Annotated in this window: 22 protein-coding genes; 13 read left to right on the top strand and 9 right to left on the bottom strand. The window is 66.9% G+C overall.

Annotation, left to right across the window (positions count from 1 at the left end):
• Positions 1-32: 32 nt before the first annotated feature.
• Together H7J93_RS12810 and H7J93_RS12805 are read right to left on the bottom strand one after the other, a co-directional pair.
• Positions 33-1,640 carry a 4-coumarate--CoA ligase family protein gene (locus H7J93_RS12810; RefSeq protein WP_267306645.1) on the bottom strand — a complete coding sequence of 536 codons (1,608 nt, stop codon included), beginning with the start codon at positions 1,638-1,640 and terminating at the stop codon, positions 33-35.
• Positions 1,641-1,674: 34 nt separating this feature from the next.
• Positions 1,675-2,082 carry an MmcQ/YjbR family DNA-binding protein gene (locus tag H7J93_RS12805; protein WP_267306644.1) on the bottom strand — a complete coding sequence of 136 codons (408 nt, stop codon included), beginning with the start codon at positions 2,080-2,082 and terminating at the stop codon, positions 1,675-1,677.
• Between the two features lie 92 nt (positions 2,083-2,174).
• On the opposite strand from H7J93_RS12805, the gene ligA reads away from it, so the two are divergent.
• Both ligA and H7J93_RS12795 read left to right on the top strand, forming a co-directional pair.
• Positions 2,175-4,247 (top strand): NAD-dependent DNA ligase LigA, encoded by a 2,073-nt coding sequence (gene ligA / locus H7J93_RS12800; RefSeq protein WP_267306992.1) that lies wholly within the window; start codon positions 2,175-2,177, stop codon positions 4,245-4,247.
• Positions 4,248-4,323: 76 nt separating this feature from the next.
• The gene (locus H7J93_RS12795) at positions 4,324-4,578 is read left to right on the top strand and encodes a metallothionein (protein WP_267306643.1); all 255 of its coding nucleotides are present in this window, start codon (positions 4,324-4,326) and stop codon (positions 4,576-4,578) included.
• Between the two features lies 1 nt (position 4,579).
• On the opposite strand, the gene H7J93_RS12790 is transcribed toward H7J93_RS12795, so the two are convergent.
• The gene (locus H7J93_RS12790) at positions 4,580-5,236 is read right to left on the bottom strand and encodes an ACT domain-containing protein (RefSeq protein ID WP_267306642.1); all 657 of its coding nucleotides are present in this window, start codon (positions 5,234-5,236) and stop codon (positions 4,580-4,582) included.
• Positions 5,237-5,348: 112 nt separating this feature from the next.
• Between H7J93_RS12790 and gatC the strand changes: the two genes are divergently transcribed.
• The 4 genes from gatC to gatB all read left to right on the top strand — a co-directional run bounded on the left by gatC (position 5,349) and on the right by gatB (position 9,801).
• The gene (gatC, locus tag H7J93_RS12785) at positions 5,349-5,648 is read left to right on the top strand and encodes an Asp-tRNA(Asn)/Glu-tRNA(Gln) amidotransferase subunit GatC (RefSeq protein ID WP_267306641.1); all 300 of its coding nucleotides are present in this window, start codon (positions 5,349-5,351) and stop codon (positions 5,646-5,648) included.
• Complete coding sequence (gene gatA, locus H7J93_RS12780; RefSeq protein ID WP_267306640.1) at positions 5,645-7,129, top strand: Asp-tRNA(Asn)/Glu-tRNA(Gln) amidotransferase subunit GatA; 1,485 nt, start codon at positions 5,645-5,647, stop codon at positions 7,127-7,129. The genes gatC and gatA overlap by 4 nt, the downstream gene beginning before the upstream one ends.
• A gap of 17 nt (positions 7,130-7,146) precedes the next feature.
• Complete coding sequence (locus H7J93_RS12775) at positions 7,147-8,178, top strand: ATP-dependent 6-phosphofructokinase (RefSeq protein WP_267306639.1); 1,032 nt, start codon at positions 7,147-7,149, stop codon at positions 8,176-8,178.
• A 120-nt stretch (positions 8,179-8,298) separates the two neighbouring features.
• Positions 8,299-9,801 (top strand): Asp-tRNA(Asn)/Glu-tRNA(Gln) amidotransferase subunit GatB, encoded by a 1,503-nt coding sequence (gene gatB / locus H7J93_RS12770; RefSeq protein ID WP_267306638.1) that lies wholly within the window; start codon positions 8,299-8,301, stop codon positions 9,799-9,801.
• Positions 9,802-9,901: 100 nt separating this feature from the next.
• Here gatB and H7J93_RS12765 read toward each other — a convergent pair whose 3' ends face one another.
• Positions 9,902-11,023: a PQQ-dependent sugar dehydrogenase gene (locus H7J93_RS12765; RefSeq protein WP_267306637.1), complete on the bottom strand. Its 1,122-nt coding sequence runs from the start codon at positions 11,021-11,023 to the stop codon at positions 9,902-9,904.
• Between the two features lie 136 nt (positions 11,024-11,159).
• Between H7J93_RS12765 and H7J93_RS12760 the strand changes: the two genes are divergently transcribed.
• Complete coding sequence (locus H7J93_RS12760; RefSeq protein ID WP_267306636.1) at positions 11,160-11,990, top strand: DoxX family protein; 831 nt, start codon at positions 11,160-11,162, stop codon at positions 11,988-11,990.
• A 5-nt stretch (positions 11,991-11,995) separates the two neighbouring features.
• Here the strand turns inward: H7J93_RS12760 and H7J93_RS12755 are convergent, their stop codons facing one another.
• Positions 11,996-12,337 (bottom strand): PH domain-containing protein, encoded by a 342-nt coding sequence (locus H7J93_RS12755; RefSeq protein ID WP_267306991.1) that lies wholly within the window; start codon positions 12,335-12,337, stop codon positions 11,996-11,998.
• A 411-nt stretch (positions 12,338-12,748) separates the two neighbouring features.
• Between H7J93_RS12755 and H7J93_RS12750 the strand changes: the two genes are divergently transcribed.
• From H7J93_RS12750 to ilvC, 3 genes are read left to right on the top strand one after another with little or no spacing between them, the layout of a single operon-like run.
• Positions 12,749-14,605: an acetolactate synthase large subunit gene (locus H7J93_RS12750; protein WP_267306635.1), complete on the top strand. Its 1,857-nt coding sequence runs from the start codon at positions 12,749-12,751 to the stop codon at positions 14,603-14,605.
• Positions 14,605-15,114 carry an acetolactate synthase small subunit gene (ilvN, locus tag H7J93_RS12745; RefSeq protein ID WP_267306634.1) on the top strand — a complete coding sequence of 170 codons (510 nt, stop codon included), beginning with the start codon at positions 14,605-14,607 and terminating at the stop codon, positions 15,112-15,114. The genes H7J93_RS12750 and ilvN overlap by 1 nt, the downstream gene beginning before the upstream one ends.
• Positions 15,115-15,166: 52 nt before the next feature.
• Entirely contained in the window at positions 15,167-16,168 is a 1,002-nt protein-coding gene (gene ilvC, locus H7J93_RS12740) for a ketol-acid reductoisomerase (protein ID WP_267306990.1), read from the top strand.
• A gap of 56 nt (positions 16,169-16,224) precedes the next feature.
• On the opposite strand, the gene wrbA is transcribed toward ilvC, so the two are convergent.
• From wrbA to H7J93_RS12720, 4 genes are all read right to left on the bottom strand, one after another.
• Positions 16,225-16,824, bottom strand: coding sequence for an NAD(P)H:quinone oxidoreductase (wrbA, locus tag H7J93_RS12735; RefSeq protein WP_267306633.1), 600 nt, complete (start codon positions 16,822-16,824; stop codon positions 16,225-16,227).
• 65 nt (positions 16,825-16,889) lie between these two features.
• Entirely contained in the window at positions 16,890-17,345 is a 456-nt protein-coding gene (locus H7J93_RS12730) for a phosphoribosyltransferase (protein WP_267306632.1), read from the bottom strand.
• 48 nt (positions 17,346-17,393) lie between these two features.
• Positions 17,394-17,822: a hypothetical protein gene (locus H7J93_RS12725; RefSeq protein WP_267306631.1), complete on the bottom strand. Its 429-nt coding sequence runs from the start codon at positions 17,820-17,822 to the stop codon at positions 17,394-17,396.
• A gap of 37 nt (positions 17,823-17,859) precedes the next feature.
• Complete coding sequence (locus tag H7J93_RS12720) at positions 17,860-19,290, bottom strand: phytoene desaturase family protein (RefSeq protein WP_267306630.1); 1,431 nt, start codon at positions 19,288-19,290, stop codon at positions 17,860-17,862.
• A 101-nt stretch (positions 19,291-19,391) separates the two neighbouring features.
• Here H7J93_RS12720 and serA point away from each other — a divergent pair, with 101 nt between their 5' ends.
• The 3 genes from serA to H7J93_RS12705 are packed head-to-tail and all read left to right on the top strand — an operon-like array spanning position 19,392 to position 22,580.
• Positions 19,392-20,978: a phosphoglycerate dehydrogenase gene (serA, locus tag H7J93_RS12715; protein WP_267306629.1), complete on the top strand. Its 1,587-nt coding sequence runs from the start codon at positions 19,392-19,394 to the stop codon at positions 20,976-20,978.
• Positions 20,975-21,985: a 3-isopropylmalate dehydrogenase gene (locus tag H7J93_RS12710; protein WP_267306628.1), complete on the top strand. Its 1,011-nt coding sequence runs from the start codon at positions 20,975-20,977 to the stop codon at positions 21,983-21,985. Before serA ends, H7J93_RS12710 begins: the two co-directional genes overlap by 4 nt.
• Entirely contained in the window at positions 21,960-22,580 is a 621-nt protein-coding gene (locus tag H7J93_RS12705; RefSeq protein WP_267306627.1) for a hypothetical protein, read from the top strand. Before H7J93_RS12710 ends, H7J93_RS12705 begins: the two co-directional genes overlap by 26 nt.
• The last annotated feature ends 2 nt before the right edge of the window (positions 22,581-22,582 follow it).

Below are 22,582 nucleotides of genomic sequence, written 5' to 3'. Positions count from 1 at the left end.
CCGTCGTTTCTAACGCACCGTCGTTTGTAGTTCTACGCGGTTCGTAGATCCTTGCGCAGGATCTTGCCTGACGCCGACTTCGGGATCGCCTCGATGAACTGGACCTGGCGCACCTTCTTGTACGGCGCGACCTGTCCCGCGACGAAGTCCATCACCTCGTCTGCCGTTAGGTCGGCCTCGGATTGCTTGACCACGAACGCTTTTGGCACCTCTTCACCGTCGGCATCGACGACGCCGATGACCGCGGCGTCGGCAATCGCGGGATGGCTCAGCAGCACCGCCTCGAGTTCGGCGGGCGGCACCTGGTAGCCCTTGTACTTGATCAGCTCCTTGAGCCGGTCGACGATGTAGACGCAGCCGTTCGCGTCGACCTGAGCGAGATCGCCGGTGTGCAGCCACCCGTCGTCATCGATGGTTTCCCTGGTGGCTTCGTCGTTGTTCAGATAGCCCGCCATCACGTTGGGGCCCTTGTACCAGAGTTCGCCGGTTTCGCTGAGACCCACTGTCGGAACTTCGATCTCGACGCCGGTCTCAGGGTTGACGATCTTGGACGCGGCGTTGGAAACCGTCCAACCGACCGAGCTCAGCGGCGCGGCCGACTTCATGTCATGCGCACCCGCGTCGAACGGAGTGATGTGGCTGACCGGGCTCAGCTCGCTCATACCGTAGCCCTGCACAACGCGACACCCCAGTCGGTCGGCGACGGCCTGACCGAGGTCGGCGTCCAGCGGTGCGGCGCCGGACATGACGACTTTCAGCGACGTCAGGTCGTACTCGTCGATCAGTGGATGCTTGGCCAGCGCCACGGCGACGGGCGGCGCGATGAAGGCGATTGTGCACTTGTGGTCGGCGATGTTTGCGAGAAACTTGGTCAGATCGAAACCGCCCATGATCACCAGCCGCGCCCTGGCATGCAGGGCGGCGTTGAGCAGCACGGTCATTCCGTAGATGTGGAAGAAGGGCAGCACGGCGACGATCACGTCGTCGGCGACCATCCCGTGCAGCGGCCGGATCTGCGCGACGTTGGCCACCAGATTGCGGTGGGTCAGCATGACGCCCTTGGGGTTTCCGGTCGTGCCGGAGCTGTACGGCAACACCGCAAGATGTGACGACGGGGCGAAGCTGACATCTGGTGCGGGCAGCCCCGGCGCCATCAGGTCGGCGGCGTTGGGATGGCCGGCGATCTCATGGCCCTCGCCGTCGAGCACGACGAGGTCGCTGTCGGCGAGCCCGACAGCCGCGGCAGCCTCCTTGGCCTGCGCCAGCAGCGGCGCCACCGTCACCAGCATCTTGGCGTTGGAATCCGTCAGCTGCTTGGCGATGTCCTTCGCCGTGAACAACGCGTTGATGGTGGTGGCGGTCGCGCCCGAGCGCAGGATGCCGTGAAAGGCGACCGCGAAGCGCGAGCTGTTCGGCGCCAACAGTCCGACGACGTCGCCGACGCCGATGCCGCGACCGGTCAGCGCCCCGGCGAACGCGTCGACTCGGTCGACCATCTCGCGGTAGGTGGTCTCCCTGCCCGAATCTGCATCGACGAGCGCGACCCGGTCGAGATCGGCCTCGTCGATGTCGGCGAACAAATAGTCGTAGACGCTCGCCGATGGGATATCGACTTCGGGGAAGGGGCTCGCGAAGCTCATGGCCCTGATCGAACCATGGGCTGCCGACCGTCCGTCAAGCTTCGTTTAGCCGCGCGACGAGCTTCTTGGGTGCGACCAAGCGGTACGAGGCGTCGATCAGCTCGGTGACCTCTGTCCAGTCGACTTTCTTCGTCGCCGCGAGATCCAGCCCGAGCCAGCCCGATGGGCCCAGGTAGGCCGGGAAGAAGAACCTGCGATCCTGCTCGAGGGCCCGACGGTCGCTCTCGTCCACCTTGACCATGATCGACTGCGGGTAGTGGCGATATTCGGCGCCCTTGGTCTGCGGCTTCACGCTGCCGCCGTACATCACGAACATCTTCGTGACGAAGAAGGCCGGTCGGCCGTGGGAGACCTTTTCGAACGCCTCGGGAAACCCGAGGGCAATCGTGCGCACCCTGGCCAGCACCGGGTCGTCGTCACGGAACATGATCGGGTGCGGCATGCGGTCAGGCTATCTGCTCGTGACGACGTGTCCGGGGCCTCGGTTAGCCTGCGAGAGTGAGCCCGAAGGCGACCCCCGATCCGAAGACCGCGCTGGCCGAACAATCTGAAGACGACCTCGACGCCGACCTGCGCCGCCGGTGGCAGGAGCTGGCGGACGAGGTGCGGGATCACCAGTTCCGCTATTACGTCAGGGACTCGCCGATCATCTCCGATGCGGAGTTCGACAAGCTGCTGCGTGAACTGCAGGCACTCGAGGACGCTCACCCGGAGTTGCGCACGCCGGATTCGCCGACGCAGTTGGTCGGCGGCGCCGGCTTCGCCACCGATTTCACATCGGCCGAACACCTCGAGCGCATGCTGTCGCTCGACAACGTGTTCAACCCCGACGAGCTGGCGGCCTGGGCGGCACGCACGAAGGGTGAGATCGGAGACAACGCGCACTACCTCTGCGAGCTGAAGATCGACGGGGTCGCACTGTCGCTGGTCTATCGCGACGGACGGCTGGAGCGTGCGGCCACCCGCGGCGACGGCCGCACCGGCGAGGACGTCACGCTGAACGCGCGGACCATCGGCGACATCCCCGAAAAGCTGACTGGCACAAAGGAATTCCCGGTGCCGAAAGTTCTCGAGGTCCGTGGCGAGGTGTTCTTCCGCATCGCCGACTTCGAGGATCTCAACGCCGGTCTCGTCGCCGAGGGCAAGCCGCCGTTCGCCAATCCCCGCAACAGCGCGGCCGGGTCGCTGCGCCAGAAGAATCCGGCTGTCACCGCACGCCGCAAGCTGCGGATGATCTGCCACGGCATCGGACATACCGAGGGGTTCAAGCCGAAGACCCTGCATGACGCATATCGCGCACTTCACGCGTGGGGGCTGCCGGTATCCGACCACACCGCGAGGGTCCAGGGCATCGACGCCGTCACCGAGCACATCGCGTACTGGGGCGAGCACCGACACGATGTCGATCACGAAATCGACGGTGTGGTGGTCAAAGTCGACGAGATCGCGCTGCAGCGCCGTCTCGGCGCCACGTCGCGTGCCCCGCGATGGGCGATCGCCTACAAGTATCCGCCGGAAGAGGCGACCACCAAACTCCTCGACATCAAGGTCAACGTGGGCCGCACCGGCCGCGTCACCCCGTTCGCGTTCATGGAGCCCGTCAAGGTCGCGGGTTCGACCGTCAGCCAGGCGACGCTGCACAACGCCTCGGAGGTCAAACGCAAGGGCGTGCTGATCGGCGACACCGTGGTGATCCGCAAGGCAGGCGACGTGATTCCCGAGGTGCTCGGACCCGTCGTCGACCTGCGTGACGGCACCGAACGCGAATTCGTCATGTCCACAGAGTGTCCCGAGTGCGGCACGACGCTCGCCCCGGCCAAGGAGGGCGACGCCGACATCCGTTGTCCCAATTCGCGCTCATGCCCCGCGCAGTTGCGCGAGCGGGTGTTCCACGTCGCGGGGCGTGGAGCGTTCGACATCGAGGGCCTCGGGTACGAGGCGGCTGTTGCGCTCCTGCAAGCGGGTGTCATCACCGACGAGGGTGACCTGTTCACGATCGGCAGCGCCGACCTGCTGCGGACCGATCTGTTCAGGACCAAGGACGGCAACCTGTCGGCCAACGGCAAGCGGCTACTGGTGAACCTTCACGAGGCGAAGTCGAAACCGCTGTGGCGGGTGCTGGTCGCGTTGTCGATCCGGCATGTCGGTCCGACGGCGGCCCGCGCGCTGGCCACCGAGTACGGCTCGCTGGACGCGATCATGGCCGCATCGGAGGAGGAGCTTGCGGTCGTCGAAGGCGTGGGTCCGACGATCGCCGCGGCGGTCACCGAGTGGTTCACCGTCGACTGGCACCGCGCGATCGTCGACAAATGGCGGGCTGCCGGCGTGCGGATGGCAGACGAACGCGACACCAGCATCGAGCGGACGCTCGAGGGACTGTCGATCGTGGTGACCGGATCGCTGACGGGATATTCGCGCGACGACGCGAAGGAGGCCATTGTCGTGCGCGGCGGTAAGGCCGCCAGCTCCGTGTCGAAGAAGACGGCCTACGTCGTCGCGGGGGATGCCCCCGGCTCGAAATACGACAAGGCCGTCGAACTCGGCGTGCCGATCCTCGACGAGGACGCCTTCACCCGGCTGCTGGAGAACGGCCCCGACGCCGTCTAGGCAGCCCGCGTTTGTCGCCGCAGGGCACCGGGCACCCGTTCGGTGACGAACTTTCGGTGGCAAACGAGGAGCAAAGATGGCGATCTGCGATACCTGCGGAAACGACTACGACAAGGCGTTCACCGTGAGCTGGGGCGACGGCAAGACCGCGACGTTCGACAGCATCGAGTGCGCGGCAGCCCAGTTGGCGCCGGAGTGCGCGCACTGCGGGTGCCGGATCCTGGGCCACGGTATCGAGACACCCGACGCGATCTTCTGTTGCGCCCACTGCGCGCGGAAGGACAGCAACGCCGACGTCAACGACCGCTACCCGGTGCCCGCGGGAGCCTGAGTCAGCGCAGGATCGTCGCGACGATGCCGGCTAGGTAACCCAGCCGCGCGACCTCAGACGGCCGGAACAACGGACCACCGGGTCGGCCCAGCACCACAGCGGTGCGCGGGTCTCCCAGGGGTGCGGCGGCCAGCGTGGTGTTCATATCGCGCCACAGTTGCGGCACCCAATCCGCCTCGCCGTCAAGCGCTTCGGCGTGCTCCAGCGGAAGCCAGGGCGTCTCGGCGGCCTGCGTCTCGGGCGCACCGTGGCTCCCGACTATGCGCTCGGGACCGGCTTCGGTGAGGCGGACCACGGTGCACCAGCCGACGCGCAAAACACGCGGCGACTCCTCAGCGAGCACCTGCAGCTTGTCCTGTGCCGGCGCCGCGGCGATGTGATCGATGAGCTCGAGTTCGCGGTGCGCCTCCAGCAGGCCCATGTGCGGCCGGATGGTGTCGACGTAGACGCCCTTGATCTGTTCGGCCGCCGTGATGAGCATGTCGGGCATCGCGCCGGGAGGCAGATCGACGACCAGATCGTCGACGGCGAAGCCGGCGCCGCGTTCGACGACGTCGAGCGACAGGATGTCGGCGCCCACGGAGCCGAGCGCCACGGCCAAGGAGCCGAGGCTGCCCGGTCGGTCCTCGAGCTGGACCCGCAGCAGATACGAAGGCACGCGCAACACTGTTTCACAGCGCCTGAGGCTCAGCATTTCCGGCAACGGGCGCCGACGGGGTCCGGAGACGGCAGATTCAGCGCCGCAACAGCGGTGACTAGGCTTTGCAGTCGTGTCGCAGATCTCCCGAGACGAGGTAGCCCATCTGGCGCGCCTGGCCCGGCTCGCCCTGACCGAGGACGAGCTGGACAGCTTCGCAGGACAGCTGGACGCCATCCTCAGTCACGTCAGCCAGATTCAGGCCGTCGACGTCGCCGGAGTCGACCCGACCGGCAATCCCCTCAAGGACGTCAACGTGTTCCGGCCCGACCGCATCGAGCCGTGCCTGACCCAGGAGGAAGCGCTGGCCCAGGCGCCCAAGGCGGTCGACGGCCGGTTCGCCGTCCCGCGGATCCTGGGGGAGGCCGAATGAGCTCCGACCTGACCCGGCTCGACGCCGCCACGCTGGGCACCAAGATCGCGGCCAAGGAGGTGTCGGCGACCGAGGCGACCCGCGCCTGCCTGGATCAGATCGCTGCTACCGACGGCGAGTACCACGCGTTCCTGCACGTCGCGGACGAAAAGGCACTGGCCGCGGCGGCGCAGGTGGATGCGCTGATCGCCGCCGGTGAGACGCTGCCGTCACCGCTGGCCGGTGTGCCGCTGGCGCTCAAGGACGTGTTCACCACCACCGATATGCCCACCACCTGCGGTTCGAAGATTCTCGAGGGCTGGACGTCGCCGTACGACGCGACGGTGACGGCGCGGCTGCGGGCGGCGGGCATCCCGATTCTGGGCAAGACGAACATGGACGAGTTCGCGATGGGTTCGTCCACCGAGAACTCCGCGTACGGGCCGACCCGCAATCCCTGGGACACCGACCGCGTGCCCGGTGGCTCCGGCGGCGGCAGTGCCGCGGCGCTGGCGGCGTTCCAGGCGCCGCTGGCCATCGGCACCGACACCGGCGGTTCGATCCGGCAGCCGGCCGCGCTGACCTCGACAGTCGGGGTGAAACCGACCTACGGCACGGTGTCGCGCTACGGGCTGGTGGCCTGCGCCTCCTCACTGGACCAGGGCGGGCCGTGCGCGCGGACGGTGCTCGACACCGCGCTGCTGCACCAGGTGATCGCCGGACACGACCCGAAGGACTCGACCTCGGTCGACGCCGAGGTGCCCGACGTGGTGGGCGCAGCGCGCGCCGGTGCTGCGGGTGACCTGAAGGGTGTGCGGATCGGCGTGGTGAAGCAGTTGCGCGGCGACGGATACCAGGACGGCGTGCTGGCGTCGTTCAACGCCGCCGTCGAGCAGCTCACCGCGCTGGGCGCAGAGGTCAGCGAGGTCGACTGCCCGCACTTTGACTACTCGCTGCCTGCGTACTACCTGATCCTCCCGTCGGAGGTGTCGTCGAACCTCGCCCGGTTTGACGCCATGCGGTATGGGCTGCGGGTAGGCGACGACGGCACCCGCAGCGCCGAGGAGGTGATGGCGTTGACCCGCGCGGCGGGATTCGGTCCAGAAGTGAAGCGCCGCATCATGATCGGTACGTATGCGCTCTCGGCGGGCTATTACGACGCCTATTACAACCAGGCGCAGAAGGTCCGGACGCTGATCGCTCGCGATCTCGACGAGGCCTACCAGAAGGTCGATGTGCTGATCTCGCCGGCGACGCCGACCACGGCGTTCCCGCTGGGGGAGAAGGTCGACGATCCGCTGGCGATGTATCTGTTCGACCTGTGCACGCTGCCGCTGAACCTGGCCGGGCACTGCGGGATGTCGGTGCCGTCGGGACTGTCGGCCGACGACAACCTGCCGGTGGGGCTGCAGATCATGGCCCCTGCGCTGGCCGATGACCGGCTCTACCGGGTGGGTGCCGCCTATGAAGTTGCCCGAGGTCCGCTGCCAACAGCGCTCTGACGGGGGAGGATGGAGCTATGCGGATCGGAATACTGACCGGTGGGGGCGACTGTCCTGGGCTGAACGCGGTGATCCGGGCGGTCGTGCGGACATGTGACGTGCGCTATGGCTCGTCGGTCGTGGGTTTTCAGGACGGTTGGCGCGGGCTGCTGGAGAACCGCCGCATCCAACTGGCCAACGACGACCGTAACGACCGGTTGCTGGCCAAGGGCGGAACGATGTTGGGCACCGCGCGGGTGCATCCCGAGAAGCTGCGCGCCGGGCTCGATCAGATCAAGCAGACCCTCGACGACAACGGCATCGATGTGCTGATTCCTATCGGCGGCGAGGGCACGCTGACCGCCGCGCACTGGCTGTCGGAAGAGAACGTTCCTGTGGTCGGCGTACCCAAGACGATCGACAACGACATCGACTGCACCGATGTGACGTTCGGCCACGACACCGCGCTCGGCGTCGCCAGCGAGGCGATCGACCGGTTGCACAGCACCGCCGAGTCGCACCAGCGGGTGATGCTCGTCGAGGTGATGGGCCGGCACGCCGGCTGGATCGCGCTGAATGCCGGACTGGCGTCCGGGGCGCACATGACGTTGATTCCCGAGCAGCCCTTCGATGTCGAAGAGGTATGCCGACTGATCAAGGCGCGGTTTGTGCGCGGCGATGCCCACTTCATCTGTGTGGTCGCCGAAGGCGCAAAGCCCGCCGAGGGCTCAATGCAGTTGCGCGAGGGCGGAATCGACGAGTTCGGTCACGAGAGATTCACCGGTATCGCTCAGCAGCTCGCCGTCGAGGTCGAGAAGCGGATCAACAAAGAGGTGCGGGTCACCGTGCTCGGGCATGTGCAACGTGGTGGGACGCCGACACCGTATGACCGAATACTGGCCACCCGCTTCGGGGTGAACGCCGCCGACGCCGCGCATGCGGGGGAGTACGGCATGATGGTGTCGCTTCGCGGCCAGGAGATCGGTCGGGTGCCCCTCGCCGACGCCGTGCGGCAGCTCAAGCTGGTGCCGCAGAGCCGGTACGACGACGCGGCCGAGTTCTTCGGCTGAGTTCTTCTCGCGAACAGGGCCCACGCGAAGCTGGGGAACGCAAAAGGGCGTGTCGCATCGGCGCGTCGTGGCCGTTTGCGTCTGGTCGGCAGGAAAACGTGACCCACTAGGATCGGAATCATGACTGTCGCGGCTGCTGAGCTTCTCGACTACGACGAGGTTATCGCCAAATACGAACCGGTGATGGGCATGGAAGTCCACGTCGAGCTCTCCACTGCCACCAAGATGTTCTGCGGGTGCGCTAACGAATTCGGCGGCGAGCCCAACACGCAGGTGTGCCCCGTCTGCCTGGGTCTGCCCGGCTCGTTGCCGGTGCTCAACCAGTCCGCCGTCGAGTCGGCGATCCGGATCGGGCTGGCGCTGAACTGCGACATCGCGCCGTGGGGCAGGTTCGCGCGGAAGAACTACTTCTATCCGGACCAGCCGAAGAACTACCAGATCAGCCAGTACGACGAGCCGATCGCGGTCAACGGCTACCTCGATGTGCCGCTGGAAGACGGCACCACATGGCGTGTGGAGATCGAACGCGCGCACATGGAGGAGGACACCGGCAAGCTGACGCACCTCGGCAGCGAGACGGGCCGCATCGAGGGCGCGACGACGTCGCTGCTCGACTACAACCGGGCGGGTGTACCGCTGATCGAGATCGTCACCAAGCCGATCGAGGGCACCGGGGAGAGGGCGCCCGAGATCGCACGGGCATATGTGACCGCGCTGCGGGATCTGTTGCGAGCCTTGGGAGTTTCGGACGTCCGAATGGATCAGGGCTCGATGCGGTGCGACTCCAACCTCTCCCTGAAACCCAAGGGCGCCACTGAATTCGGTACACGCACCGAGACCAAGAACGTGAACTCGCTCAAGAGCGTCGAGGTCGCGGTGCGATACGAGATGCGCCGCCAGGCAGCCATTCTCGAGGCGGGCGGCACGATCACGCAGGAGACCCGGCACTTCCACGAGGACGGGTACACGACGGCGGGCCGCAGCAAGGAGACCGCACAGGACTACCGGTATTTCCCGGAGCCCGACCTCGAACCGGTGGCGCCGAGCAAGGAACTCATCGAGCAGCTGCGCGCCACCATCCCCGAGCTACCGTGGTTGACCCGCAAGCGGATTCAGCAGGAGTGGGGTATCTCCGACGAGGTGATGCGCGATCTGGTCAACAATGGCGCCACCGATCTGGTCGCCGCGACGGTCGAACACGGCGCATCAAGCGAGGCGGCTCGGGCCTGGTGGGGAAACTTCCTGGTGCAGAAGGCCAACGAGGCCGGCGTCGAACTCGACGCGCTTCCCATCACGCCGGCGCAGGTTGCCGCGGTGGTGAAGCTGATCGACGAGGGCAAGCTGTCGAACAAGCTGGCGCGTCAGGTCGTCGAGGGTGTGCTCGCCGGAGAAGGTGAGCCCGAACAGGTGATGACCGACCGCGGCCTTGCCGTCGTGCGCGACGACTCGCTGATTCAGTCCGCCGTCGACGAAGCACTTGCCGCCAACCCCGATGTCGCGGAGAAGATTCGCGGCGGCAAGGTGCAGGCGGCAGGCGCGATCGTCGGCGCCGTCATGAAGGCCACCAAGGGACAGGCCGACGCGGCACGCGTGCGCGAACTGGTACTGGCCGCCTGCAGCTAGGCGCCGACTTGGCGGTGTGCGTCGAACGTGCGCGTACTGCGAAGTGAGGCAGGATTTTTCGCAGTGGACGCACATTGGATCGGCCCGTGCCCACTGCGCGTCAGGTGTTGTCGGCGTTGCTGCGCGGGAAGCCGCCGCCCTGCGGGAACAGCGGGAAGACGACGTCGTCCAACTTCTCGGCGTCGCCGGCCGTCTTGTTGACGGTGGCGGCCCAGACGTTGCCGTCGGACGACACCTGCATCGCCCACGCGTGCCCGTGCAGGTCCTGGCGGACCACCTCGGGATCGCCGGTGACGGCGCCGGTCTCCGGAGCCAGGCGGACGGCGACCGACTGCTTGGTGTTCACCAGGTTCACCAGCACGGTGCCGTCGAGCGCTGCGCACCCCGCCACACCGGGGCGGTCGGGCCACGTCCACACCGTCGACACCTTGGAGTCCTTGGTGATGCGCTGGAGGCGGTCACCGGTCGGGGTGCGGTCGGTGACATACAGCGACTGGTCCGACGGATCGATGCACAGCCCGCCGCCGGCGCCCAGGCCTGACAGCGCCGTCGTCGTCGGCGCCTGATCGACCGTCGTCGGCTGCTCGATCCGCAGCAGCTTGCCTGCCAGCGAACGGGGGTCATTCGCCTCAGCGGGGTTGCCGGCGTCGCCGGTCTGCACCAGCAGCGTGGTCGGGCTGGTGAAGATGAGCGCGCCGGTGTTACCCGTCGCGCCCTTGGGGATGCCGGTCAGGATGGGCTTGGGAATGTCGCCGTCGGCGATGCGGATGACCCGGTTGTCGGTTGGCGTGCTGACGTAGGCGTACATCAGCCGGTCCTGGGTGTAGGTCGGCGACAACACAATGTCCATGAGCCCGCCGTCGCCGCTGCCGTCGACCGGCAAAACGGTTTTGACCTTGGGTTCTGCGCGCACCGACACCTCTTTGACGGCGCCGGTCGTCCGCTCGGCCACCAGCGCCGACTGGCTGTCGGGCAGCATGATCAGACCGCTGGTGCTTTCCAGGCAGCCCTGCATCACCCCTGGTGCCGGGCATTCCTTCGGGAACGGCTTTGGCGGCAGCGGCGGAGGGGGCGGAGGCGACGTCGTCGGCCCTGGCGCGAGTTCCGGCTCGGTGGTGAACGGCTGCGATTGCGCGTCGTCGAATCGCGCGCAGCCGGACCCGACGAGCAACGCCGCACACACCACGGCGAACACACCCCGCATCGACCGGCGCATTCTCATGCGAGCCAGGTTACGGATTGTTCGGCCCTACGCGCCACGCACCTGCGCTCACGCGCCTGCAACGTCCGTGAATAGGGTGCCGAAAGCGCCGCGCCAATCCTCGGTTAACGGGTGACTAGCACTTACGCTGGCTGTCGTGACCAGTAATCCCCACGACCCAAGCGCGTGGCAGCGGCCGGACGACGCGGCTGGGCGCCCCACGTCGGCAAGTCTGGTCGACCCCGAAGACGATCTTCCCTCCGCGGATTACGCGGGCGATTTCGAAACCACGGCGATCCCGTCGTACGACTCGAACCGGTCCTCGACAGAGACTCCCGCATTCTCGCTGCTCAACGACCCGGAACCGCTGCCGTACGTGCAGCCGGGCGGCCGGCACGCAATGCCCCCGTACGGGGCGGAACCAGCCGAATTCGGGTCCGGTGTCGACACCACCGGTGCGGACCGGCGCGGCACGCAGGACCTGGGTCTTCTGCTGCTGCGTGTCGGCGCAGGAGCGATCCTGATCGTGCACGGCCTGCAGAAGGCCTTCGGTTTGTGGGGCGGCCCAGGTCTGGACGCCTGGGGGGACTCGCTGGCCGAGATGGGCTTCAAGTACGCCGACATCCTGACCTACGTCACGACGGTCGGTCAGCTCGCCGCAGGCCTGCTGCTGATCCTGGGGCTTTTCACGCCGGTGGCGGCGGCCGGAGCGCTGGCGTACCTGGTGACGGGGCTGCTGGCCGAGGCGATGGCGGCGCACGAAGCGGCCCGGCTGGGGTCGTTCCTCACCGACGGCCATGAGTACCAGGTCTTCCTGGCGTGCGGAGTTGCGGCGCTGGTCCTGACCGGTCCCGGCCGTTACGGACTCGACGCCGGACGGGGCTGGGCGCGTCGGCCGTTCGTCGGCTCTTTCATTGCGCTGCTGCTGGGCGTCGGTGTCGGCGTCGCGGCGTGGGTGCTGCTCAACGGCGGCAACCCGCTGGGTTAATAGCTCTACGCGTACGGATTGGGCACCCGGCCGCCGCTGATTTCGGTGAGCCGGGGCAGTGTCGCGAAGGTCACTGCGGGAAGCCGCAGTTCCTGGCCGTCTTTGAGCTGCGCGGTCGCCCACGACGACCTGCTGAACCGCAGCCCGTGGATGTCGTCCCACCCGACGGTCTCGCTGCTCAGCAGTGAACGTGCGGTGACCGTCTCGGCGTCCGCGACGGTCCGGTACCGCACCACCGCCACCGACAGCATGATCGGGATGACGAGCAGGAGCGCAACCCACGGCGGACCGGCGAGAATCACTGCCAGCAGGCCCAATGTGAGGAATCCGACCGCGAAGTGCGCCATCGGGGAAATCCGGATGACGACGGGCTTCTGGTCGGTGTCGGCGCTCACCTGGCCATCTTCGCACTGGAGGGGGATGGGTAGGGAATTTGACCGCCCCGGCTGAGCCGGGAATTTGACCGCCCCGGCTGAGCCGGGAATTTGACCGCCCCGGCCGAGCCGGGAATTTGACCGCCCCGGCCGAGCCGGGAATTTGACCGGTGACCAGTGCGGAGGCTACCGTCAACGGTTATGCAGGCCCTGGGAATGCTCGTAGTAATTGGGAAGCGCGTTGATGCCGCGCTTGCCCTCGCCCGGGCATAGCCAACCGCATCAACGCGCGACCCTCGTACAGCAGCCCAGCTGACGGGGGTTTTTTGTTGCCCCACCACCGATTTGAGACCCTAGAAAACACAGGAACAGAGAGAGACCATCGTGAGCGCACCCACCACGCGACCGCCCGAGCAGTCGGAGACCGCGCCTAACGGGGCACCTGCCGCATCCAAGCCAGTGTCGGCGCAGTCCAAACGCATTGCGCCGCACCAACTCACGGGTGCGCAGGCGGTAATCCGGTCGCTGGAGGAACTCGACGTCGACACCATCTTCGGCATCCCGGGCGGTGCTGTGTTGCCGGTCTACGACCCGCTTTTCGACTCGAAGAAGCTGCGCCACGTCCTGGTGCGCCACGAGCAGGGCGCCGGACACGCCGCCAGTGGATACGCGCATGCCACCGGCAAGGTCGGTGTGTGCATGGCGACTTCGGGTCCGGGGGCGACGAACTTGGTCACCCCGCTCGCCGACGCGTACATGGACTCCATCCCGGTGGTCGCGGTCACCGGACAGGTCGGCCGACAGCTGATCGGCACCGATGCCTTCCAGGAAGCTGACATCTCCGGCATCACCATGCCGATCACCAAGCACAACTTCCTGGTCCGCAACGGCGACGAGATCGCTCAGGTGATGGCCGAGGCGTTCCATCTGGCGCGGTCGGGCCGACCGGGCCCGGTGCTGGTCGACATCCCCAAGGATGTGCTTCAGGGACAGTGCACGTTCAGCTGGCCGCCGCAGATCGATCTGCCGGGCTACAAGCCGAACACCAAACCGCACAGCCGACAGGTCCGCGAAGCGGCCAAGCTGATCGCTACGTCGCGTAAGCCGGTGCTGTACGTCGGCGGCGGGGTGATCCGCGGTGAAGCCAGCGAGGAGTTGCTGAATCTGGCGGAGCTGACCGGCATTCCGGTCGTCACCACGCTGATGGCGCGCGGCGCGTTCCCGGACAGCCACCCGCAGAACATGGGCATGCCGGGAATGCACGGCACGGTGGCCGCGGTTGCGGCGCTGCAGCGGAGCGATCTGCTGATCGCACTCGGCACCCGTTTCGACGACCGGGTGACGGGCAGGCTGGATTCCTTTGCGCCGGAAGCCAAAGTCATCCATGCCGACATCGACCCCGCCGAGATCGGGAAGAACCGGCACGCCGACGTGCCGATCGTCGGTGACGTCAAGGCGGTGATCGTCGATCTGATCGAGGCGTTGCGGCGTGACGGCAGCATCGGTTCGATCAAGATCGACAACTGGTGGGAGTACCTGCGCGGCGTGCAGGCGACCTACCCGTTGAGTTACGGCGCACAGAGCGACGGGAGCCTGTCGCCGGAGTACGTCATCGAGACGCTCGGCAAGATCGCGGGTTCGGATGCCGTCTACGTCGCCGGCGTTGGGCAGCATCAGATGTGGGCCGCGCAGTTCATCAAGTACGAGAAGCCGAAGACGTGGCTGAATTCGGGCGGTCTGGGAACGATGGGTTACGCCGTTCCCGCCGCGATGGGCGCCAAGTTCGGTCGTCCCGAGGCCGAGGTGTGGGCGATCGACGGCGATGGCTGCTTCCAGATGACCAACCAGGAGTTGGCGACGTGTGCCGTCGAGGGCGCGCCGATCAAGGTGGCCATCATCAACAACGGCAACCTGGGCATGGTGCGGCAGTGGCAGACGCTGTTCTACGAAGAGCGGTACAGCCAAACCGATCTGGCCACGCACTCGCATCGCATCCCGGACTTCGTCAAGCTGGCCGAGGCGCTGGGCTGCGTCGGATTGCGTTGTGAGCGGGCCGAAGACGTGGAGGCCGTCATCCAGCAGGCGCGTGAGATCAACGACCGGCCGGTGGTGATCGACTTCATCGTCGGCGCCGACGCCCAGGTGTGGCCGATGGTGGCCGCGGGCACCAGCAATGACGAGATCCAGGCTGCACGTGGCATCCGCCCGTTGTTCGACGATCCAGAAGAAGGGCATGCCTGATGTCGACGATTCCAACTCACACTCTCTCGGTGCTTGTCGAGGACAAGCCGGGCGTGTTGGCGCGGGTGGCATCGCTGTTCTCCCGGCGCGGCTACAACATCCAGTCGCTGGCGGTCGGTGCGACCGAGCAGAAGGACATGTCCCGGATGACGATCGTGGTCAGCGTCGACGAGGCGCCGCTGGAGCAGATCACCAAGCAGCTCAACAAGCTGGTCAACGTGATCAAGATCGTCGAGCAGGATGAGGACAACTCAGTTGCCCGCGAGTTGGCGCTCATCAAGGTGCGCGCCGATGCCTCCACCCGCAGCCAGGTCATCGAGGCGGTGAATCTGTTCCGCGCCAAGGTCGTTGACGTCTCAACTGAGTCATTGACCGTGGAGGCGACGGGAACCCCGGAGAAGCTCGAGGCGCTGCTTCGGGTCCTGGAGCCCTACGGAATCCGTGAACTCGTGCAGTCCGGTGTGGTGTCGCTGTCGCGCGGACCTCGCGGCATCGGCACGGTCAAGTAATCCCGAATCACTAGAAGAGTCAAGAAAAGGAAAATTACGAATGCCAGTTGAGATGTTCTACGACGACGACGCGGACCTGTCGATCATCCAGGGCCGCAAGGTCGGCGTCATCGGCTACGGCAGCCAGGGCCACGCCCACTCGCTGAGCCTGCGCGACTCCGGTGTCCAGGTGAAGGTCGGCCTCAAGGAGGGATCGAAGTCCCGCGCGAAGGTCACCGAGCAGGGGCTGGAGGTGGATACGCCTGCCGAGGTGGCCAAGTGGGCCGACGTGATCATGCTGCTGGCGCCCGACACCGCCCAGGCTGAGATCTTCAAGAACGACATCGAACCCAACCTGGAGGACGGCAACGCGCTGTTCTTCGGTCACGGCCTCAACATTCACTTCGACCTGATCAAGCCGCCGGCCAACGTCACCATCGGCATGGTCGCGCCGAAGGGCCCGGGCCATCTGGTGCGCCGTCAGTTCGTCGACGGCAAGGGCGTGCCGTGTCTGATCGCGGTCGACCAGGACCCCAAGGGCGAGGGCCAGGCGCTGGCGCTGTCCTACGCGAAGGGCATCGGCGGTACCCGTGCCGGCGTCATCAAGACGACGTTCAAGGACGAGACCGAAACCGACCTCTTCGGTGAGCAGGCCGTATTGTGCGGTGGCACTGAGGAACTCGTGAAGACCGGCTTCGACGTGATGGTCGAGGCGGGCTACGCGCCCGAGCTGGCGTACTTCGAGGTGCTGCACGAGCTCAAGCTCATCGTCGACCTGATGTACGAGGGTGGCATCGCCCGGATGAACTACTCGGTGTCCGACACCGCGGAGTTCGGCGGCTACCTGTCCGGACCGCGCGTCATCGACGCCGACACCAAGAGCCGGATGAAGCAGATCCTCGCCGAGATTCAGGACGGCACCTTCGTCAAACGCCTCGTCGCCAACGTCGAGGGTGGCAACAAGGAACTCGAGCGGCTGCGCAAGGAGAACGCCGAGCACCCGATCGAGGTGACCGGCAAGAAGCTGCGCGACCTGATGAGCTGGGTCGACCGGCCGATCACCGAGACCGCTTAAGCTAGCGATTTCGGCGTGCTGGGTCACGCTCAGCGTGACCAGCCACGCCGAAATCGCTACGACGCGAGGCGGTTCGCGACCTCGACAACGCGCTTGGCCAGATGGTCAAGCGCGTTGTTCGTTGCGTCGTCGATCTCGGCGATGTTCTCGTGTGTCGCGACGAGACTCGCGCCGTAGGGGTTTCCGTCGACGAATTTCAGCGGGTCGGTGTAGCCGGGCGGCACGATGATGCCGCCGAAATGCATCAGCGTGACGTACAGCGTGAGAATCGTCGTCTCCTGCCCGCCGTGCGCGGTGTTCGACGACGTGTAGGCCGCGTACACCTTGTCGGCGAGCTTGCCGTCGGCCCATAGTCCGCCCAGCGAGTCGAGGAAGTTGCGCATCTGCGAGGCGACGGAGCCGAACCGCGTGGGCGAACCGAAGATGACGGCGTCCGCCCAGACGATGTCGTCGCCGGTCGCCGCGGGCAGGTCCTTCGTCGCCTCGTAGTTGGCGGTCCATGCGGGGTTCTGTGCGAACGACGCCGGGTCCCGCGTCTCGGCGACATGACGGATGCGCACGTCGGCGCCGGCGACCTCGGCCGCGGCGGCGACGCGCTTGGCCATCGTCGCGCCGTGACCGGTCGCGGAGTAGTAGATGACGGAAAGCTTGGCCATGGCGACTAGTTAAGCAGCGATTTCGGCGTGTTGGGTCACGCTCAGCGTGACCCAACACGCCGAAATCACTCGCGACTCCAGGGAAAGTCGATCCAGAGATCGGTGTGGCGCCACACGTACTCGCAATCGACTTCCGATTGCGGCTTCTGGTAGACGACGGCGCACCGCACCTCGGCGGCATGCTGGGCGCAGAAGTCGCGGACGAAGCACAGCGTCGCCCCTGTATCGGCGACGTCGTCGGCAATCAGCATGCGGGCACCACCCAGATCGGCGATGTCCGGCATCGGCGGCAGCAGCACCGGCGCGTTAAGCCGCTCGTCGACTCCGGTGTAGTACTCGACGTTCATCATGTGGACGTTCTTGACGCCGAGCGCGTAGCCGAGCGCCCCCGCGAGGAACAACCCGCCGCGTGCGACGGCCAGAATCACATCGGGTGCGAACCCGTCACCGACAACAGCGGAGGCGAGTTGTCGTGTGGCGGCACCGAACTGGTCCCACGACAGTTCTTCCCGATCGGCCATTGGCAAACCGTAAACCGTCGTGGGCAGATCGGCGAGCGCAACGAGTTTCTACGGCCGGTGTTCGTGACCGGGGTTGCCGTGGGTCCGGCGCCGCTCTTTCATCTCGGCCTCGAATACGTGCCGCACACCCTGCTGCAACTCGTCGCGGACGCGCCGTTCATGATCGCGGAACACCGACCAGTAGTCGTCGTCGAACTCCTCGACGATCTGAAACGTCCAGCGCCCCTGCAGCACGTTGCGACCGACCAGCTCCTTCGCGAGGCGGTCCGCCACTGCCCCGTGGCCGGCGTCGCGCAACTTGTCGCACGCCTCGCCGAGCAACAGGTCGGCACGCCCCATCAGCTGATGAAACGAATACAACTCGCCCCGCGCCCGCTCCACCCATTCCAATGCCTTGGACACCGCGCCGACGGCCTCGACCGTCGCATCGTCCACACCCTCTGGTCGCAGGCTCTTTCTCGTATCCGGCTCGGCCATGTCGCGCGGGTACCCCTGGCCAGATGGGCGAAACGCGCTACGGCGACAGTCGCGGCAGCCTCTTGATGCCGAACTCGCGGCGCAGCACCGTGCGCGCCGCGTAGAAACCCGACATGCCGTGCACGCCGCCACCAGGCGGAGTCGCCGACGAACACAGATAGACCTTCGGGATCGGGGTGGCCCACGGGTTCAACCTCGGTGTCGGCCCGGCCAGCGCATGTATCAGCGAGTTGCCTCCGACGCCGATGTCACCGCCGACGAGGTTGGCGTTGTGGTCGGCCAACCGGGCAGCGGGTACCGAACGCGCCGCGACGACGATGTCACGGAAACCTGGTGCGAACCGCTCGAACACCTTGGTGATCGTTTCGGTCTGATCGACGGGTGAACCGTGCGGCACGTGCGCATACGTCCACAGCGGCCGGCGGCCCTGCTCGTCGACGCGGCCCGGGTCGGCCAGGTGGGGTAGCGCGGCAAGGATCATCGGCCAGTCGGCGTGCCTGCCCTCGGCGATCTCCTTCTCCGCGTGCGCCATCTGCTCCCGGGTGCCGCCCATATGCAGCGTCGGAGCTTCGGCTGCGCGCGGATCCGCCCACGGGATCTCGTCGGACAGCACGAAATCGACCTTCGCCACCCCCGGACCGAACCGATAGCGCTGCAACGCTTTTGCGTACCGGGCGGGAATCCGGTCTCGGTAGATCGTGAGCAGCGCGGTCGGCGCGGTGTCGAAAAGTACGACACCGCTTGGTGGTTCGGCGATCTCCTCACCGGCGGTGATGACGCCCCCGTGGGCGCGCAGATCAGCGATCAGTGCGTCCGGAATCGCCTGGCTGCCGCCGACCGGAATCGGCCAGCCGACGGTGTGCGCGAGTGTCGCCAGCATCAACCCGGCGCCGGTGGTGACGAACGACGGCATCCGGTTGATGGCGTGCGCCGCGACGCCGGTGAACAACGCGCGGGCATCCGCGCCTGCGAGCTTGCCCCACAGTGGCGTGCCCTGTTCGAGCATGTTCCTCGCGATGAACGCCGCGGCGATCGGATCACGCGGAATCGAACGCTTGTCGCCGAGCAGGAAGTTGACGACACCGCCGTCGCGGTTGGTGAGCGGACCGAGCAGCCGTCGCCAGGAATCACCGTGGACCAACTCCGCGCAGGTGCGGTCGAGGTCGTGATACCCGACCGCCGTCGGCTTGCCGGGAAGGGGATTGGCGTAGGAGACCGTCGGCACCTTCAGCGTCACCCCGCGGGCGGGCAGATCGAACTGCGCCAGGAACGGCGATGCGAGTGCCAGCGGATGCACGGCCGAGCAGATGTCGTGGGACACCCCGCCGAACTCGGGATCGGCGAGGGTGCGTGCACCGCCACCCAGCGTCGGCTGGGCCTCGAAAACCTGCACGGACAGGCCGGCGCGGGCACACACCACGGCGGCGGCCAGGCCGTTGGGTCCGCTGCCGACCACGGTGACGTCCACGCTTGCGATTCTCCCGTCCGCCACTTTCGCGATTCTCCCGCCCCCGCGCTTGCGATTCTCCCGCCCACCACCCGCAGATTGCAGCCCATTAGGCTGACCGCGTGAGCCTGCCCGTTGTATTGATCGCCGACAAGCTGGCGCCATCGACCGTGGCCGCCCTGGGTGACCAGGTGGAAGTCCGCTGGGTCGACGGTCCGGACCGACAAAAGTTACTGGCCGCGGTGCCTGAGGCCGACGCGCTCCTGGTGCGCTCGGCGACCACGGTGGACGCCGAGGTGCTCGCCGCCGCGCCCAAGCTCAAGATCGTCGCCCGCGCCGGCGTCGGCCTGGACAACGTCGACGTGGACGCCGCCACCGCCCGCGGTGTCCTGGTGGTCAACGCGCCGACGTCGAACATCCACAGCGCCGCCGAGCATGCGGTGGCGCTCCTGCTTTCGGCGGCGCGGCAGATTCCCGCTGCCGACGCGACGCTTCGCGAGCACACCTGGAAGCGCTCGTCGTTCTCCGGCACCGAGATCTACGGCAAGACGGTCGGCGTCGTCGGCCTCGGCCGTATCGGACAGTTGGTGGCGCAGCGGTTGGCCGCCTTCGGTACCCACATCGTGGCCTACGACCCGTACGTGTCGGCCGCGCGCGCCGCCCAACTCGGCATCGAACTGCTCACGCTCGACGAACTGCTGGGCCGGGCCGACTTCATCTCGGTACACCTGCCGAAGACCAAGGAGACGGCCGGTCTGATCGGCAAGGAGGCGCTGACCAAGGTCAAGCCCGGCGTCATCATCGTCAACGCCGCACGCGGCGGCCTGGTCGATGAGGCGGCGTTGGCTGAAGCCATCGCCGACGGACGGGTGCGCGCCGCAGGCCTCGACGTCTTCGCCACCGAACCGTGCACGGACAGCCCACTTTTCGAGCTACCCCAGGTGGTGGTGACGCCACACCTCGGCGCGTCGACGGCCGAGGCCCAGGACCGGGCGGGCACCGACGTCGCCGAGAGCGTGAAGCTGGCGCTGGCGGGCGAGTTCGTACCCGACGCGGTGAACGTCGGCGGCGGGGTGGTCGGCGAGGAGGTTGCACCGTGGCTCGACTTGGTGCGCAAGCTGGGACTGCTCGTCGGGGTGTTGTCCACCGACCTGCCGGTGTCGCTTTCGGTTCAGGTCCGCGGCGAGCTGGCCTCCGAAGATGTTGAGGTACTTCGCCTTTCGGCGTTGCGCGGCTTGTTCAGCGCCGTCATCGAAGACCCGGTGACGTTCGTCAACGCCCCCGCGCTGGCCGCCGAGCGGGGGGTTGAAGCCGACATCAGCACCGCCACCGAGAGCCCGAACCACCGCAGCGTCGTCGACGTCCGTGCGGTCTATTCCGACGGTGCGGTCGCCAACGTCACGGGAACCCTGTCGGGCCCGCAGCTGGTGGAGAAGATCGTCCAGATCAACGGCCGCAACTTCGATCTGCGCGCCGAGGGCGTCTACCTGATCATCAACTACATCGATCAGCCGGGCACGCTGGGCAAGATCGGCACGCTGCTGGGCACCGCCGACATCAACATTCACGCCGCCCAACTCAGCGAGGATGCCGAGGGGCCGGGCGCGACGATCCTGCTGCGCATCAACCGTGACGTACCCGAGGACGTCCGAGCCGCGATCACCGCGGCCGTGGGCGCCAAGCTGCTGGAAGTGGTGGATCTCTCGTGAAACTGGCGATCATCGCCGGCGACGGCATCGGCCCCGAGGTCGTGGGCGAGGCCGTGAAGGTGCTCGATGCCGTCCTGCCCGGTGTGGACAAGACCAACTACGACCTCGGCGCGCGCAGATACCACGCCAGCGGCGAGGTACTGCCGGATTCCGTGCTCGACGAACTGCGTGGGCACGACGCCATCCTGCTCGGCGCGATCGGCGACCCGTCGGTGCCAAGCGGTCTGCTGGAACGCGGTCTGCTGCTGAGGATTCGGTTCGAACTCGACCACCACATCAACCTGCGGCCCGCCCGGCTCTACCCGGGGGTGAACAGTCCGCTCGCCGGAAACCCGGACATCGACTTCGTCGTCGTCCGCGAAGGCACCGAGGGCCCCTACACGGGCAACGGCGGCGCGATCCGGGTCGGGACTCCGCATGAGATCGCCACCGAGGTCAGCGTCAACACCGCGTTCGGGGTGCGACGCGTGGTGCACGACGCCTTTGCGCGGGCATCGCGACGACGCGGTCAGTTGACCCTGGTGCACAAGAACAACGTGCTGACCTATGCGGGCGCACTGTGGTGGCGCACCGTGCAGGAGGTCGGCACCGAGTACCCCGACGTCGAGATCGCTTACCAGCACGTCGACTCCGCGACCATCCACCTCGTCACCGATCCGGGTCGATTCGACGTCATCGTCACCGACAACCTGTTCGGCGACATCGTGACCGACCTGGCCGCGGCCGTATGTGGCGGCATCGGCTTGGCGGCGAGCGGCAACATCGATGCGACGCGCACGAATCCCTCGATGTTCGAGCCTGTGCACGGCAGCGCGCCCGACATCGCCGGACAGGGCATCGCCGATCCCACCGCCGCGATCATGTCGGTGGCCCTGTTGCTGTCCCACCAGGGTGAAATCGATGCGGCCGCCCGCGTGGACAAGGCCGTCGAGCAGCATCTGGCCACCCGCGGCGACGAGCAGCGCTCCACCACGGAGATCGGTGACCGGATCGCCTCGCTTCTCTGAGCTGGTCGCCGTCGCGACCCTCAGACGACAGTGCTGGTTGTTCGCAATCGGTTCGACGCTGTTCGCGCTCGCGACCGTTCCGGGGATGTCGACCGTCGCGGGCGCCGGGATCGCCAACCTGTTGTGCTTCATCGGCTCCTGGTTCTTCACCGCCGCGGGCTGGATGCAACTCGTGTTGTCCGGACCGCCGATGCGGATCGGCTGGCTCTCGGCGGTCACTCAGTTCGCGGGGACGATCCTGTTCAACATCAGCACGGGCTCCGCGCTGTGGGCGCATGCGGTCAAGCCTGAGCGGCGGTTTGTGTGGGTGCCAGACGTCACCGGATCGATGGCCTTCCTGATCAGCGGTGTGCTCGGGGTGATCGCCGTGACCGCCGCTGTCGGGATCGTCGAGCTGAAATCCCCTGACTGGCAGGGGGAGTGGATCAACATGATCGGCTGCGTGGCCTTCGCGGTGTCGGCGCTCGGTGCGTTCGTGAGCAACTCCGGTGTCACCGAGGACGCGCTGCTGGCCAACGCCGGCACGTTCTTCGGCGCGCTGTGCTTCCTGATCGCGGCGCTGGTGGTGCTGCCACGACGCTCCCGGCACACGTGAGG

Source organism: Mycobacterium barrassiae (assembly GCF_025822765.1).
Lineage (GTDB): Bacteria > Actinomycetota > Actinomycetes > Mycobacteriales > Mycobacteriaceae > Mycobacterium > Mycobacterium barrassiae.
This window is presented reverse-complemented; position numbering and strand designations above follow the sequence as displayed.

Excerpts from the sequence above, each read along its gene's own strand:
- H7J93_RS12810 (WP_267306645.1), bottom strand. The coding sequence starts at position 1,640 with ATGAGCTTCGCGAGCCCCTTCCCCGAAGTCGATATCCCATCGGCGAGC.
- H7J93_RS12805 (WP_267306644.1), bottom strand. The coding sequence starts at position 2,082 with ATGCCGCACCCGATCATGTTCCGTGACGACGACCCGGTGCTGGCCAGG.
- H7J93_RS12795 (WP_267306643.1), top strand. The coding sequence starts at position 4,324 with ATGGCGATCTGCGATACCTGCGGAAACGACTACGACAAGGCGTTCACC.
- gatA (WP_267306640.1), top strand. The coding sequence starts at position 5,645 with ATGAGCTCCGACCTGACCCGGCTCGACGCCGCCACGCTGGGCACCAAG.
- H7J93_RS12775 (WP_267306639.1), top strand. The coding sequence starts at position 7,147 with ATGCGGATCGGAATACTGACCGGTGGGGGCGACTGTCCTGGGCTGAAC.
- gatB (WP_267306638.1), top strand. The coding sequence starts at position 8,299 with ATGACTGTCGCGGCTGCTGAGCTTCTCGACTACGACGAGGTTATCGCC.
- H7J93_RS12765 (WP_267306637.1), bottom strand. The coding sequence starts at position 11,023 with ATGAGAATGCGCCGGTCGATGCGGGGTGTGTTCGCCGTGGTGTGTGCG.
- H7J93_RS12755 (WP_267306991.1), bottom strand. The coding sequence starts at position 12,337 with ATGGCGCACTTCGCGGTCGGATTCCTCACATTGGGCCTGCTGGCAGTG.
- ilvN (WP_267306634.1), top strand. The coding sequence starts at position 14,605 with ATGTCGACGATTCCAACTCACACTCTCTCGGTGCTTGTCGAGGACAAG.
- ilvC (WP_267306990.1), top strand. The coding sequence starts at position 15,167 with ATGTTCTACGACGACGACGCGGACCTGTCGATCATCCAGGGCCGCAAG.
- wrbA (WP_267306633.1), bottom strand. The coding sequence starts at position 16,824 with ATGGCCAAGCTTTCCGTCATCTACTACTCCGCGACCGGTCACGGCGCG.
- H7J93_RS12730 (WP_267306632.1), bottom strand. The coding sequence starts at position 17,345 with ATGGCCGATCGGGAAGAACTGTCGTGGGACCAGTTCGGTGCCGCCACA.
- H7J93_RS12725 (WP_267306631.1), bottom strand. The coding sequence starts at position 17,822 with ATGGCCGAGCCGGATACGAGAAAGAGCCTGCGACCAGAGGGTGTGGAC.